Raw genomic sequence first — 12,571 nt, 5'->3', positions numbered from 1 at the left:
CAATGGCGGCCGTGTCGAATCAACGAAAGTCCTGCCTGCCCGGTGACAACTGCACCGCACGCAGTTGTCACCGCTTGTATCGCGTCAGCGGCTTGCTGCGGGCAGCCCCAGCACGCGCGCACCCGGCCGGATGCCGTGCTGCGCAAACCAGTGCAGCGGGGTTTCCAGCGCATAGCGCACATCGGTCTGGCCGCAGTGCACGTCTTCGGTCTGCGGCTGCATGTCGGCGATATTGACAATGTGGCCATCCGTGGTGATGAAGGCGACCGACAGGGCAATGAGCGTGTTTTTCATCCACATGCACACCGGCTGAGACTGAGCGAACACGAACAGCATGCCGTGATTCCTCGGCAGACTGCGGCGGTTCATCAGCCCGGTCTGCTGCTGCTCGGGGGTAGAAGCCACTTCGGCGGTGAGGGTGTGGCCGCCGATCTGCAGGCGCACCAGCGGCAGGCCGGTATTGACCTCGGGCTGCGCGGCCCAGGCCGCGCTGGAACTGGCCAGTAAAAAAGCCAAGGCGATGCGGTGAATGAAACGAGACTTGTGCATGGTTCGGTCCTTGTTCGGTGGCGTTCGTCAATCGCGCTGCAGCAGGCACACCGCGCTGGCGGCGATGCCTTCGCCCCGGCCGACAAAGCCCAGACGCTCGGTGGTCTTGCCTTTGACGTTGACCTGCGCCGCGTCCAGTTCCAGCAGCGCGGCGATGCGCTGGCGGATGGCGTCGCGATACGGTGCGAGCTTGGGCGCCTGCGCGATCACGGTGCAGTCCACATTGCCGATCGCCCAGCCCTGTGCCAGCACGCTCTGGCGCGCCTGCCGCAGCAGTTCGCCCGAATCTGCGCCCTGGTAGCGCGCGTCGGTATCGGGGAAATGCTGGCCGATGTCGCCCAGCCCGGCCGCGCCCAGCAAGGCATCGGTGATGGCGTGCAGCAACACGTCGGCATCGGAATGGCCGAGCAGGCCGAGGGGATGGGGGATGGTCACGCCGCCGATGATGAGTTTGCGGCCGGGAACGAGAGCGTGGACGTCATAGCCCTCGCCGATACGGATTTGCGTCATGTCGATACTCCTGCGCGCGCGGCAAGCAAGGCCTGCGCGAGTTCGAGGTCGGGGGGATAGGTGATCTTGAAATTCCACGACGCGCCAGGCACGAGCAGCGGTCGCGCGCCCTGGCGCTCCATCGCGCCAGCTTCGTCCGTAGGTGGGGATTGTTGCCCCCACGCTCCCGCTGCGCGCTCGCTGCCCCCCGAGGGGGCTGCCCCCGCCTTGGGGCGGCCCGGCGGCGCGAATTGTTGCCCCCACGCTCCCGCTACGCGGTCGCTGCCCCCCGAGGGGGCTGCCCCCGCCTTGGGGCGGCCCGGCGGCGGGGGCGCGTTAGCTTCAATCGCCGCCCGCAGCGCCTCGCGCAGCGCGCCGATGCGGAACATCTGCGGCGTCTGCGCCAGCCAACGGCCCTCGCGCGGCTCGGTGCAGGCCACGCGGCCTGCGGAATCGGCGACCTTGAGGGTATCGGGCAGGGGCAGCGCCAGCAGGCCGCCGACGTCATCCTCCAGGCAAGCGTCGATCAGGCGGTCGATCAGCTCGGGGGTAATGCAGCAGCGCGCGGCGTCATGCACCAGCGCCCAGTCGTCATGCGCCGCGCCCGCGTCTAACAAGGCCTCCAGCCCGCCGAGCACGCTGTGCGCCCGAGTCGCGCCGCCGCGTGGCACCAGATGCAGCCGGGGATCGGGCTGCAAGGCGTCGGCCACCCAGACGTCGCCCTCCTGCATCACCACCGATACCGAGGCGATGCGCGGCGTCTGCAGAAAAGCCCGCACCGTGTGCTGCACCACCGACTCGCCCAGCAGACGCCGGTATTGCTTGGGTGCATCGCCAGGCAGGCGCGAACCGCTGCCCGCGCTCGGAATCACGGCATGGCAACGGGAGGGTCGAGCGGGAGAAGCGGGCGGTATTTGCATCAAGACACACGGGCGCCCACGACTTTGGGCGAAAATTTGAACAATGTCTATTGTCCATGCCCTGCGCGCCCAAGTGCCCGCGCTCAAGCCCGGCCAGCGTGTGAGCTGGCCGCTTCCCGCCGGAAGTGCCGATGCCCTGCTGCTGGCCGAGTTGTGCGCGCCGCGCGATGACGCCGCGCCCTGGCTCGTCGTCACCGCAGGCGCAGCCGATGCCCAGCGCCTGCTCGGCGAGTTGCAGTGGTTCGCCCCGCAGTTGCGCGTCGGTCTGCTGCCCGACTGGGAAACCCTGCCTTACGACAGCTTTTCACCGCACCAGGATCTGATCTCCGAGCGGCTGGCCACCCTCTGGGCCATCCACAACCAGCAGATCGACGTGGTCATCGCCCCGGCCAACACCGCCATCCAGCGGCTGGCCCCGCCCGAGTTCCTCGCGGCCTACACCTTCGATTTCCGCCAGGGCGAAGCGCTCAACGATGCCGCGCTGCGCGCCCAGCTCGTTCTGGCCGGGTACAACCACGTCAGCCAGGTGATGGCCCCGGGCGAATACGCGGTGCGCGGCGGTCTCATCGACCTGCATCCCATGGGCTCGCCCGTGCCCTACCGCGTCGATCTGTTCGGCGACACCATCGACGCCATCCAGGCCTTCGACCCCGACACCCAGCGCAGCCTCTACCCGGTCAAGGAGGTGCGGCTGCTGCCGGGCCGCGAATTTCCGCTCGACGATGCGGCGCAGAAGCGCTTTCGCGCCCGCTGGCGCGAGGTGTTCGAGGGCGACCCCAGCCGCAGCCCGCTCTACAAGGACATGGGAAGCGGCGTAGCCGGGCCCGGCATCGAGTACTACCTGCCGCTGTTCTTCGAGCACACCGCCACTCTGCCCGACTATCTGGGCGAACGTACCCGCGTGGTGCTGCACGGCGACATTGCTACCGCCATCCAGAAGTTCTGGGCCGATACGCAGGAGCGCCACCGCCTGTTGCGGCACGACCCGGAGCGCCCTGCCCTCGCTCCCGACCAGCTCTTCCTCAGTGAAGAAGCGTTCTTCAGCCGCATCAAACCCCTCGCCCAGCTTGCGCTGCGGCCCAAGGCCGATGCGCCGCAGACCGACAAACCCACCAGCGCCGAGCTACCCGACATCAGCGCCGACCGCCGCGCCACCCGCCCACTGGCGCGCCTGGCGCAATGGTTGGAAGAGGGCCGCCCGCAACACCGACGCGCGCTGCTGCTGGCCGAATCCGCCGGCCGCCGCGAAACCCTGCGCGAGCTGTTGCAGGAGTCCGGCTTGTCGGCCCAGCCCGCGGAGAGCTGGGACGAATTCGTACAGGGCACCACCGGCTTCGCCCTGGCCGTCGGGCCGCTGGCGCGGGGCTTCGCGCTGCCCGCCGACCGCTTGGCCGTGCTCACCGAGACCGAGCTGTTCGCCCTCAACCCGGCCCAGCGCAGGCGCCGCAAGCAAGAGCAGGCCAGCAATGTCGATGCCCTAATCCACGACCTCGCCGAGCTGCAGCCCGGCGACCCGGTGGTGCATGCCAACCACGGCATCGGCCGCTATCAGGGCCTGGCCGAGCTCGATCTGGGCGACGGCCCCGCGGAGTTTCTGCATCTGGTCTATGCGAACGATGCGGTGCTGTACGTGCCTGTGTCGCAACTGCATCTCATCGGCCGCTACAGCGGCGCGGCGCAGGAAGACGCGCCGCTGCACACCCTCGGCTCGGGCCAGTGGGACAAGGCCCGGCGCAAAGCCGCCGAACAGGTGCGCGACGCCGCCGCCGAGCTGCTCAACATCTACGCCCGCCGCGCCGCGCATCAGGGCCATGCCTTCCGCTACTCGCCGCAGGACTATGAAGCCTTCGCCGCGAGTTTCGGTTTCGAGGAGACGCCCGATCAGGCCGCGGCCATCCATGCGGTGGTGCAGGACATGATCTCCCCCAAGCCGATGGATCGCCTGGTCTGCGGCGACGTCGGCTTCGGCAAGACCGAAGTCGCGCTGCGCGCTGCGTTCGTGGCGGTGATGGGCGGCAAGCAGGTGGCCGTGCTGGCCCCCACCACCCTGCTCGCCGAGCAGCACTGCGAGACCTTTCGCAACCGCTTCGCCGACTGGCCGGTGCGCATTGCCGAGATGTCGCGCTTTCGCAGCACCAAGGAGATCAGCGCCGCGCTCGACGGCTTGGCGCGCGGCACGGTGGACATCGTCATCGGCACCCATAAGTTGCTGTCGCCCACGGTCAAGTTCGACCGGCTCGGCCTGGTCATCGTCGATGAGGAGCACCGCTTCGGCGTGCGCCACAAAGAGGCGCTCAAGGCCATGCGCGCCTCGGTCGATTTGCTCACGCTCACCGCCACGCCCATTCCGCGCACCCTGGGCATGGCGCTCGAAGGGCTGCGCGATCTGAGCGTGATCGCCACCGCGCCGCAAAAGCGCCTGGCGATCAAGACCTTCGTGCGCAGCGAAAGCGGCGCGGTGATGCGCGAGGCCATCCTGCGCGAAATTAAGCGCGGCGGTCAGGTGTACTTCCTGCACAACGAAGTCGAGACCATCGAAAACCGCCGTCGCCAGCTCGAAGAACTGGTGCCCGAAGCGCGCATCGAAATCGCCCACGGCCAGATGCACGAGCGCGATCTGGAACGGGTGATGCGCGACTTCCACGCCCAGCGCTTCAATATTCTGCTGTGCACCACCATTATCGAAACCGGCATCGACGTACCCAGCGCCAACACCATCGTCATGGCGCGGGCAGATAAGTTCGGCCTGGCGCAGCTGCACCAGCTGCGCGGCCGCGTCGGGCGTTCGCATCATCAGGCCTACGCCTATCTACTGGTGCCCGATGTGCAGAGCCTGACCAAGCAGGCCGGACAGCGGCTCGAAGCCATTCAACAGATGGAAGAACTGGGCTCGGGCTTCTATCTCGCCATGCACGACCTGGAGATTCGCGGCGCCGGCGAAGTGCTGGGCGAGCAGCAATCGGGCAATATGCAGGAGATCGGCTTCCAGCTCTACAACGACATGCTGAGCGAGGCCGTGAAGGCGCTGCGCGCAGGCCGCGAGCCCGACCTGCTCAACCCGCTGGGCGTGACCACCGAGATCAATCTTCATGTGCCCGCCCTGCTGCCCAACGACTATTGCGGCGACGTGCATGCCCGGCTATCGCTCTACAAGCGTCTGGCCAGCGCCGCCACCAGCGCCCAGCTCGACAGCGTGGCCGAGGAAATCGTCGATCGCTTCGGCCGCCTGCCGCCGCCCGCGCAGGCGCTGGTGGACACGCACCGCCTGCGGCTGATTGCGCAGAGCTACGGCATCACCAAGATCGACGCGGCCGAAGAAGTGGCCATCCTGCACTTCCGCAAGGACGCCCCGGTGGACGCCGCCCGCATCATCGACCTCATCCAGAAGAACCGCCACATCAAGCTCACCGGCAACGACCGACTGCGGATCGAACGCCCGACGAAAGACGCCACGCAGCGCGCCCAGTTCATCCGCGACACCCTCAAGCAACTCGGCGCGCCGCGGACCGAGGTGGCGATTGCCTGAGGCGCTGGCGTAAAGTCCGACGCAAACCTCCCAACAGCCCTATCGCATCCGCACACGCACACACCATGTACCACCTCGTCATTCAGCGCCACACCGCCCCGCTCTCGCAAGAAAACCTCGATCATCTCTGCCACATCGCCGCGCCGATCAGTCTGGAAAAATTTGCCGACGATCACGGCCCCAACAGCGGCCACAACGGCGCGCGGCTGCGGGATATTCGTGCAGCAGGCCCCGGCATGCGCCGCGCACTCGATGCCTATTGCCGCGAGCACCATATCGACTGGGCCATCGTGCCCGCCGGGTTGCATCTGGGTGATTTCAAGCTGCTGGCGATGGACATGGACTCCACGCTGATCAACATCGAGACCGTCGACGAAATCGGCGCCGCCGTCGGCAAGAAAGACGAGATCGCCGCCATCACCGCCGCCGCCATGCGCGGCGAGATCGCCGACTACGCCACCAGCCTGCGCCAGCGCGTGGCCCTACTCTCCTGGGTGCCGCTTGCCTCACTCGACAAGCTCTACACCGACACCCTGCGCCTGAACCCCGGCGCCGAAACCCTGCTGTCCGCCGCCAAGGCCGCCGGACTGAAAACCCAGCTCGTCACCGGCGGCTTCACCCACTTCACCGACCGGCTCAAGCAGCGCCTAGGCTTCGACCGCGTGGCCGCCAATGTGCTGGGCGTGAAGGGCGAGGCGCTCGACGGCACACTCATCGGCGACATCATCGACGGCGAAGCCAAGAAAAAGGCCGTGCTCGCCTTCTGCGACGACCTGGGCTGCGATCCCGGCGAAGTGCTGGTGATCGGCGACGGCGCCAACGACCTGCCCATGATGAATGCGGTGGGCTTCAGCGTGGCTTACCACGCCAAACCCAAGGTACGCGAAGCCGCCACCGCCGCCATCGACCATGGCGGCCTCGACAGTCTGCTGCACTGGTTCGAATAAACGGGCCTCAAAGCCGCATTACGGCGGCATCACGGCAGGCTGACTGCCGGATACTGCGATCCCGCCATCGCCCCCACTGCCGCGCCCAGCGCTGCCGCCGCCGTCTTGCCATTGCCGTGGCCGAAGCGTGATCCCACCAGCCCGCCGACCACCCCGCCGATCACCGTACCCGGCGTGATCTGCGTGGCATAGGGATTGGCCGCATTGGCCCCCACCACCGCGCCCAGCGCCGCGCCCGTGGCCGCCATGGCCGTACGGCCATTGCCCGCACCGAAGCGCGAACCGATCAACCCGCCCGCCACCGCCCCCAGCGCTGCGCCCGGCAAAGCCGATTGCGCCACAGGCGCGGGTGCGTAGCCCGGCTGCGCCGCGTAGGCAGGCTGCTGCACATAGGCCGGTTGCTGCGCATACTCGGGCGGCGCCGACGCATAAGCCCCGGCATACCCCGGCTGGGCATACGGTGCGTAGCCCGGCTGCTGATAAACAGGTTGCTGATCGCTCGGCTGCTGCGCAGGCGCATACGCCGTGGAATAGGACGGCGGCACGACAGCGCAACCACCCAGTAGTGACAACAACACTGCGCCGCTCATCAACAGACTTAGCCGAAACATGATGGGTTCCCCGTAAAGTTAGGTTATGCAGCCTCAACGGAGTTTGGGCGCTGTTGGGTGACAACGCTTAGAACATTTGTTGCATCGCTTGCCGCAAGTCGTCGATCAGGTCTTGCGGGTCTTCGAGGCCGATGGCCAGTCGCACCAGACCGCCAGCGTGTGACCAGTGGGTCGACGGGCGCATCAGTTGCACGTCGTAGGGCACGGCCAGGCTGACCGGGCCGCCCCAGGAATAGCCGATCTTGAAGAGCTGCAAGGCGTCGACGAAGGCATCGACCTGAGCGGCGGTGTAGCGCGCATCGAACACCACGCTGAACAACCCGGCGGCGGCGGTGCAGTCGCGCTGCCAGTGCGCGTGGCCGGGGCTGCCGGGCAGCGCCGGGTGGAGCACCTGCGCCACCTGGGGCTGGTCTTGCATCCACAACGCGATGCGCCGCGCGCTGGCGTCGTGCGCGGCATAGCGCAGCGGCAGGGTATGCAGGCCGCGCAGCACGCGGGCGACGTCGTCTGCGCCCACGCCCAAGCCGAGCCGCATGTGGGTGAGCAGCAGGCGTTCGTGCAGGGCATCGTCGCGGGTGGTCACGCTGCCCATGAGCAGGTCGGCGCCGCCGCTTTGGTATTTGGTAAGGGCCTGCATCACCACATCCACGCCGAGATCGAAGGGCTGCAGCGCGATGCCGGCAGCCCAGGTGGCGTCGATGGCGGTGTGGAGGCCGTGCTGCCGTGCCACGGCAATGAGTCCGCGCAGATCGGGCATTTCCATGGTCACCGAACCGGGCGCTTCCAGCCAGAGGAGCTTGGTTTGCGGCGTGATCAGCTTGGCGAGTTCTTCAGGGGTGCAAGTGGCTTCGTAGATTTGGTGCTGAATGCCCCAGGCCCCGAGAAAGCGCTCGGCCAGTTCGCGGCTCGGGCCGTACACATTGCCCGGCAACAGCACCGTGTCGCCTTGCTTCAACAAAGCGAGATCGACCAAGGCGATGGCCGAAAGACCCGAGGGGCAGAGCACGCAGTGGCGCCCGCCATCGAGCGCGGCCAGACGCTCTTCCAGGATGAACGTGGTGGGGGTGCCGTGCAGCCCGTAGGTATAACCGGCCTTGCTGCGCCAGTCGCGCGCGCGCATGGTCGCCACATCCGGGAAGATCACGGTGGAGGCATGGTGCACGCCGGGCTCCACCGCACCAAAACCGGCTGGAGGTTGATACGGGTGATGTTGCAAACGGGTAGACAAATGTTGCATTTCGGAGGGCGACTGGGGTTTTTGGTCTAATTGGGGCTCTTGTTGACTCGACATGGAATGGGCTCCGCGATGTTTGGATCTTGTTTTGCGGGTTTGCGTGGGCGATCAGCCCGCTGCGCAAACCAACGTGAAGCATAGGCCGAATGCCAGCCCGCTCCGACACCCACTCCTTGGATCCTGACCCTGCGTCTTTGTTACCCGGCCCTTTGTTCCCTAAGCTCTGTGCCGGGTTTGCAACCACCGCCCAGCGCTCTGCGCAGCCCTTGCGCACCCGCCGCCCCGCCTGCCCGATCTTGCCCTGTGCCTCTTTGCATCTTCGCTGGACCGCTGCACAGGCGACTGCTTTTTTCCGTGTTTCGTCCGCTCTGGAGCGCCCGTCATGGAAGTGCTGATTCTGTTCGGTCTAATTCTGCTCAATGGTCTGTTCGCCATGTCGGAGATCGCACTGGTCACGGCGCGCCGAGCTCGCCTGACCGCGCTGGCGGAGGCCGGCAATGAAAACGCCCGCACCGCGCTGCATCTGTCCGAGCAGCCCACGAGGCTGCTGTCCACGGTGCAGATCGGCATCACCTCCATCAGTGTGCTCAACGGTATTTTGGGCGAAGCGGCGTTTTCCGAGCCGGTGGCCAACTGGCTGATCTCGCTGGGTCTGCTGCCCAAGTTTGCCGGGGTGTCGGCCACGGCCATCGTGGTGCTGATCATCACCTTCGCCTCCATCGTCATTGGCGAGCTGGTGCCCAAGCGGCTTGGGCAACTCGCGCCCGAGCGCATCGCCATGGTGATGGCGCGGCCCATGACCTGGATCGCCCGCGGCGCGGCGCCCTTCGTCAAGCTGCTGTCCATTTCCACCGACCTGCTGCTGACCTTGCTGCGCGTGCGCCACAACACCATGCCGCAGATGACCGAGGCCGAGATCAACGAGGTGCTCGAAGAAGGCTCGGACGCCGGGGTGATCGAGGAGCAGGAGCACGAGATGGTGCGCAATGTGTTCCGCCTCGACGACCGGCAGATCGCCTCGCTGATGACGCCGCGCAACGAGATCGAATATCTCGACGTCGATCAGCCGCTGAGCGAAAACCTGAACAAAATCGCGCAGTCGACGCATTCGCGCTTTCCGCTGGTCAAACGCGGGTTGGAGGAAGTGGTCGGCATCGTCTCGACCAAGGATTTGCTGGGCCGTTTCATCCGCCGCGAGGGTATCGACGATCTGAGCAAGGCCGCCGTACCCGCGACCTTCGTACCCGAAAGCCTGACCGGGCTGGAGCTGCTGCAGACCTTCCGCCAGAGTCCCGAGCACACCGCCGTGGTGATCGACGAATACGGCCAGACCATGGGCATCGTGACCGTGCAGGACTTGATGGAGGCCATTGCAGGCGAGTTCAAGTCGCATCCGTCCGAAGAACCCTGGGCGATACAGCGCGAAGACGGCTCTTGGCTGATGGACGGCCTCATCACCGTGGAAGACCTCAAGACCCGCCTGGGCCTGGCCCGTCTGCCCGACGAGGAAAAGCAGCGCTACAACACCCTATCGGGCATGCTCATGCTACTGCTCGCACGGCTGCCGGCCACTGGCGACATCGTGCAGTGGGGCGACTGGACTTTCGAGATCGTCGATATGGACGGCAAGCGCATCGACAAGGTGCTGGTGCAGCGCCGCCCCACCGAAGTCGCAGACGAATTCTCCGACCCCGGCGAAGGACGCGACTCGCGGCTTTGAAAATCGGTGCGGCTCCCGCCGTCGTGGGCTGCCGCACCTGTGCTGCCTCTGACCCCACCCCATGCTGCACGACGCCCTGCTCCTGCTGCCGGACTTCATCCTGATCGTGCTGGGGCTGCTGCTCGTGCGCTTCACCGCGCTCAAACGCAACGTGTGGGACGGGGTGGAACGGCTGGTGTATTTCGTGCTGTTTCCGGCTCTGCTGTTTTCCACCACCAGCCGCGGCCATGCCAGTCTGGGCGACACGCGGGACTTCGTCATCGCGGGAGCGGCCATGCTGCTCATCGGCATCGGCCTGTCGTATCTGGCCTTCTGGTCGCGCAAGGCCGACCGACGTTGCGTGGCCAGCGGCGTGCAGACCGCCTTTCGCTTCAATTCCTACATTGCCCTGGCCGTCGCCGATCGGGTGGGCGGCCCGCCCGCGGTGTCTTTGGTCGCGGTGCTCATCGCCGTAGGGGTGCCGCTGTGCAATGTCGCGGCGGTGTGGGCGCTGGCGCGTCATGCGCAAAGCAATGTCTGGCGCGAACTGTTGCGCAACCCCCTGCTCATCGCCACCGTGGCCGGGCTGACGGTGCACAGCCTCGGCCTGTCGCTGCCCGAGCCCATCGTGCCCGCGCTGGATCGGCTCGGCCATGCCTCCATCGCACTAGGGCTGATGACCGTGGGCGCCGGTCTGCAATGGCGCGGCCTGCACCGGGAATTGCCGGTGGGCCTGTGGTTTTTGAGCATCCGGCACCTGCTGCTGCCCCTGTCTGCGATGGCGCTGGCTTGGGCGTTTGCACTGCCGCCGCTGCAGGCCTTGGTGCTGGTGCTGTTCGCCGCCATGCCCACCGCTTCGAGCGCCTACGTGCTGGCGGCCCGCATGGGCGGTGACGGCCCCTACGTGGCCGGCTTGGTCAGCCTGTCCACCGTACTCGGCGCCTTCTCCATTCCGGTCTTTCTCGCCGTGATGCAGCATTGATTTATTTCCGATTTTGAGCCTTGTGATGTAACGCATACTGAGTGTTTCAGTGTGGTTTACAGTGAGATGACATTTTTGCCATGTATCCTTCAAGGATTGAAATGACACTCACTTCCCTGTCTAACATGCCGAATTTCCACGTTATTTTCTGGCGACACGCCGAGGCCGAAGACGCCGCGGGCTCAGCGCAGGGCGACGAGGTCGATCTGCGCCGCAACCTCACCAAGCAAGGCCGACGCGACGCGGCCCAGGTCGCCGGCTGGATCAAATCGCAGTTGCCCAAACCCTGGACGGTGATTTCCAGCCCCGCCCAGCGCGCGCGCCAGACTGCGCAGCATCTCAACGACTATCCGGTGATCGACCCGCGCCTGCGCCCGGAATCGTCGATGGAGGAACTGCTCTCGGTGGTGTCCGAATTTCCGCGCGAAGGCGGTGCGCTCGTGCTTGTGGGCCATCAACCCATCCTCGGCCGCGCCGGGCTTTACTGGATCACCGGCTGCGACCAGCAGTTCTCATTGCGCAAAAGCGGCCTGCTCTGGGCGGTGGAACGCAGCCGCGAAGTCGGCATCCAGCGCAGTCTGCGCGCCTGCGTCAGCGCGGATTTGCTGGGCGATTGAGGCCCTGCTCACAACTCGTCAGCTTGCTTGCACTGTCACACCAAATTCACGAGACCTTCACTGAACTGTCACGGCGCGTTCTTATCTTTCACTCAAGAAAACGCAGGGCCACCCCAAGTTTTCTTGACCCCCACGGGGGGCGGGCTGGGCCTAGCCCTGCCCTGGGGGCTCCTATCCGATATGGAGGAAAGACCATGTTCGACGACGAACAAGCGCGTCCGCTGGACAGGCGCACTGAGCACAACGCGGCGGGCCTGAACGCCGCAGCCGGACAAGCCTCGCAGAGTCTCAGCGTTGCCTGGGCGCGTCATGGCGATGAAGTGCGCGAGGCGCAGCGCCTGCGCTACAAGGTGTTCGTCGAAGAAATGGGCGCGCAGATCAAAACGCCCGAGCCCGGCCTCGACATCGATCTGTTCGACGCCTACTGCGACCACCTGCTGGTACGCGACGGCGACGGACGCCTGATCGGCACCTACCGCGCCCTGCCCCCGCATCAGGCCAAGCGCGTGGGTACGCTCTACACCGAAACCGAATTCGATCTCACCCGCCTGTATCACCTCAAGCCCCGCCTGCTTGAAATCGGTCGCTCCTGCGTGCACCGCGACTATCGCAGCGGCGCCGTCATCATGGCGCTTTGGGGCGGCATCGCCAACTATATGCAACGCCACGGGCTCGATGCGCTGATCGGCTGCGCCAGCATGTCGATGCGTTGCGGCGGACATACCGCCGCCAGCCTCTGGGCGCAACTGCAGAAAAGCCATCTGGCCGCGATCGAAGACCGGGTGCACCCGCGTCTCGCCCTGCCGGTGCAGCACCTGCGGCAAGACCTCGCGGTGGAGCCGCCGCCGCTGCTCAAGGGTTATCTGCGTGTCGGCGCCAAAGTGTGCGGCGCGCCCGCCTGGGACCCGGACTTCGGCGTGGCCGATTTCGCCTTACTGCTGCGTCTGAGCCAGGTCAACCGGCGCTACGCGCGGCATTTCCTCGGCGAGTAAGCGCC

General features: G+C 66.3%; 11 protein-coding genes. 6 read left to right on the top strand and 5 right to left on the bottom strand.

The annotated features are described in order from the left end of the window. Positions 1 to 84: 84 nt before the first annotated feature. From BIO17B3_RS18540 to BIO17B3_RS18525, 3 genes are read right to left on the bottom strand one after another with little or no spacing between them, the layout of a single operon-like run. Complete coding sequence (locus BIO17B3_RS18540) at positions 85 to 549, bottom strand: DUF192 domain-containing protein (protein WP_156055139.1); 465 nt, start codon at positions 547 to 549, stop codon at positions 85 to 87. Between the two features lie 27 nt (positions 550 to 576). Continuing rightward, entirely contained in the window at positions 577 to 1,059 is a 483-nt protein-coding gene (gene ispF, locus BIO17B3_RS18535; protein ID WP_013106068.1) for a 2-C-methyl-D-erythritol 2,4-cyclodiphosphate synthase, read from the bottom strand. After that, positions 1,056 to 1,958, bottom strand: coding sequence for a 2-C-methyl-D-erythritol 4-phosphate cytidylyltransferase (locus tag BIO17B3_RS18525; protein WP_232054340.1), 903 nt, complete (start codon positions 1,956 to 1,958; stop codon positions 1,056 to 1,058). Before BIO17B3_RS18525 ends, ispF begins: the two co-directional genes overlap by 4 nt. 43 nt (positions 1,959 to 2,001) lie before the next feature. On the opposite strand from BIO17B3_RS18525, the gene mfd reads away from it, so the two are divergent. Together mfd and serB are read left to right on the top strand one after the other, a co-directional pair. Then, complete coding sequence (gene mfd / locus BIO17B3_RS18520) at positions 2,002 to 5,484, top strand: transcription-repair coupling factor (RefSeq protein WP_156055138.1); 3,483 nt, start codon at positions 2,002 to 2,004, stop codon at positions 5,482 to 5,484. Positions 5,485 to 5,549: 65 nt separating this feature from the next. Further along, entirely contained in the window at positions 5,550 to 6,431 is an 882-nt protein-coding gene (gene serB, locus BIO17B3_RS18515; protein WP_156055137.1) for a phosphoserine phosphatase SerB, read from the top strand. A 29-nt stretch (positions 6,432 to 6,460) separates the two neighbouring features. On the opposite strand, the gene BIO17B3_RS18510 is transcribed toward serB, so the two are convergent. Together BIO17B3_RS18510 and BIO17B3_RS18505 are read right to left on the bottom strand one after the other, a co-directional pair. Continuing rightward, the gene (locus tag BIO17B3_RS18510; RefSeq protein ID WP_156055135.1) at positions 6,461 to 7,042 is read right to left on the bottom strand and encodes a glycine zipper 2TM domain-containing protein; all 582 of its coding nucleotides are present in this window, start codon (positions 7,040 to 7,042) and stop codon (positions 6,461 to 6,463) included. 67 nt (positions 7,043 to 7,109) lie between these two features. Then, complete coding sequence (locus BIO17B3_RS18505) at positions 7,110 to 8,279, bottom strand: cystathionine beta-lyase (protein ID WP_232054339.1); 1,170 nt, start codon at positions 8,277 to 8,279, stop codon at positions 7,110 to 7,112. Positions 8,280 to 8,658: 379 nt separating this feature from the next. Here BIO17B3_RS18505 and BIO17B3_RS18500 point away from each other — a divergent pair, with 379 nt between their 5' ends. From BIO17B3_RS18500 to BIO17B3_RS18485, 4 genes are all read left to right on the top strand, one after another. Next, a complete protein-coding gene (locus tag BIO17B3_RS18500) occupies positions 8,659 to 9,996 on the top strand; it encodes a hemolysin family protein (RefSeq protein ID WP_156055133.1) in 1,338 nt (445 codons plus the stop codon). 61 nt (positions 9,997 to 10,057) lie between these two features. Next, positions 10,058 to 10,957 carry an AEC family transporter gene (locus tag BIO17B3_RS18495; RefSeq protein ID WP_156055131.1) on the top strand — a complete coding sequence of 300 codons (900 nt, stop codon included), beginning with the start codon at positions 10,058 to 10,060 and terminating at the stop codon, positions 10,955 to 10,957. A 101-nt stretch (positions 10,958 to 11,058) separates the two neighbouring features. Then, on the top strand, positions 11,059 to 11,574 hold the full coding sequence (locus tag BIO17B3_RS18490; protein WP_156055129.1) for a histidine phosphatase family protein: 516 nt from the start codon (positions 11,059 to 11,061) through the stop codon (positions 11,572 to 11,574). A 194-nt stretch (positions 11,575 to 11,768) separates the two neighbouring features. Continuing rightward, complete coding sequence (locus BIO17B3_RS18485) at positions 11,769 to 12,566, top strand: GNAT family N-acetyltransferase (protein WP_156055128.1); 798 nt, start codon at positions 11,769 to 11,771, stop codon at positions 12,564 to 12,566. Positions 12,567 to 12,571: the final 5 nt, after the last annotated feature.

The sequence above is a fragment of the Thiomonas sp. OC7 genome (genome assembly GCF_900634595.1).
Taxonomy (GTDB): Bacteria; Pseudomonadota; Gammaproteobacteria; order Burkholderiales; family Burkholderiaceae_C; genus Thiomonas; species Thiomonas arsenitoxydans.
Note: the sequence above shows the minus strand (reverse complement) of the source record. Positions and strands in the feature narration are given on the sequence as shown.

Excerpts from the sequence above, each read along its gene's own strand:
- ispF (WP_013106068.1), bottom strand. The coding sequence starts at position 1,059 with ATGACGCAAATCCGTATCGGCGAGGGCTATGACGTCCACGCTCTCGTT.
- BIO17B3_RS18510 (WP_156055135.1), bottom strand. The coding sequence starts at position 7,042 with ATGTTTCGGCTAAGTCTGTTGATGAGCGGCGCAGTGTTGTTGTCACTA.
- BIO17B3_RS18525 (WP_232054340.1), bottom strand. The coding sequence starts at position 1,958 with ATGCAAATACCGCCCGCTTCTCCCGCTCGACCCTCCCGTTGCCATGCC.
- serB (WP_156055137.1), top strand. The coding sequence starts at position 5,550 with ATGTACCACCTCGTCATTCAGCGCCACACCGCCCCGCTCTCGCAAGAA.
- BIO17B3_RS18540 (WP_156055139.1), bottom strand. The coding sequence starts at position 549 with ATGCACAAGTCTCGTTTCATTCACCGCATCGCCTTGGCTTTTTTACTG.
- BIO17B3_RS18500 (WP_156055133.1), top strand. The coding sequence starts at position 8,659 with ATGGAAGTGCTGATTCTGTTCGGTCTAATTCTGCTCAATGGTCTGTTC.
- BIO17B3_RS18505 (WP_232054339.1), bottom strand. The coding sequence starts at position 8,279 with ATGCAACATTTGTCTACCCGTTTGCAACATCACCCGTATCAACCTCCA.
- mfd (WP_156055138.1), top strand. The coding sequence starts at position 2,002 with ATGTCTATTGTCCATGCCCTGCGCGCCCAAGTGCCCGCGCTCAAGCCC.
- BIO17B3_RS18490 (WP_156055129.1), top strand. The coding sequence starts at position 11,059 with ATGACACTCACTTCCCTGTCTAACATGCCGAATTTCCACGTTATTTTC.
- BIO17B3_RS18485 (WP_156055128.1), top strand. The coding sequence starts at position 11,769 with ATGTTCGACGACGAACAAGCGCGTCCGCTGGACAGGCGCACTGAGCAC.
- BIO17B3_RS18495 (WP_156055131.1), top strand. The coding sequence starts at position 10,058 with ATGCTGCACGACGCCCTGCTCCTGCTGCCGGACTTCATCCTGATCGTG.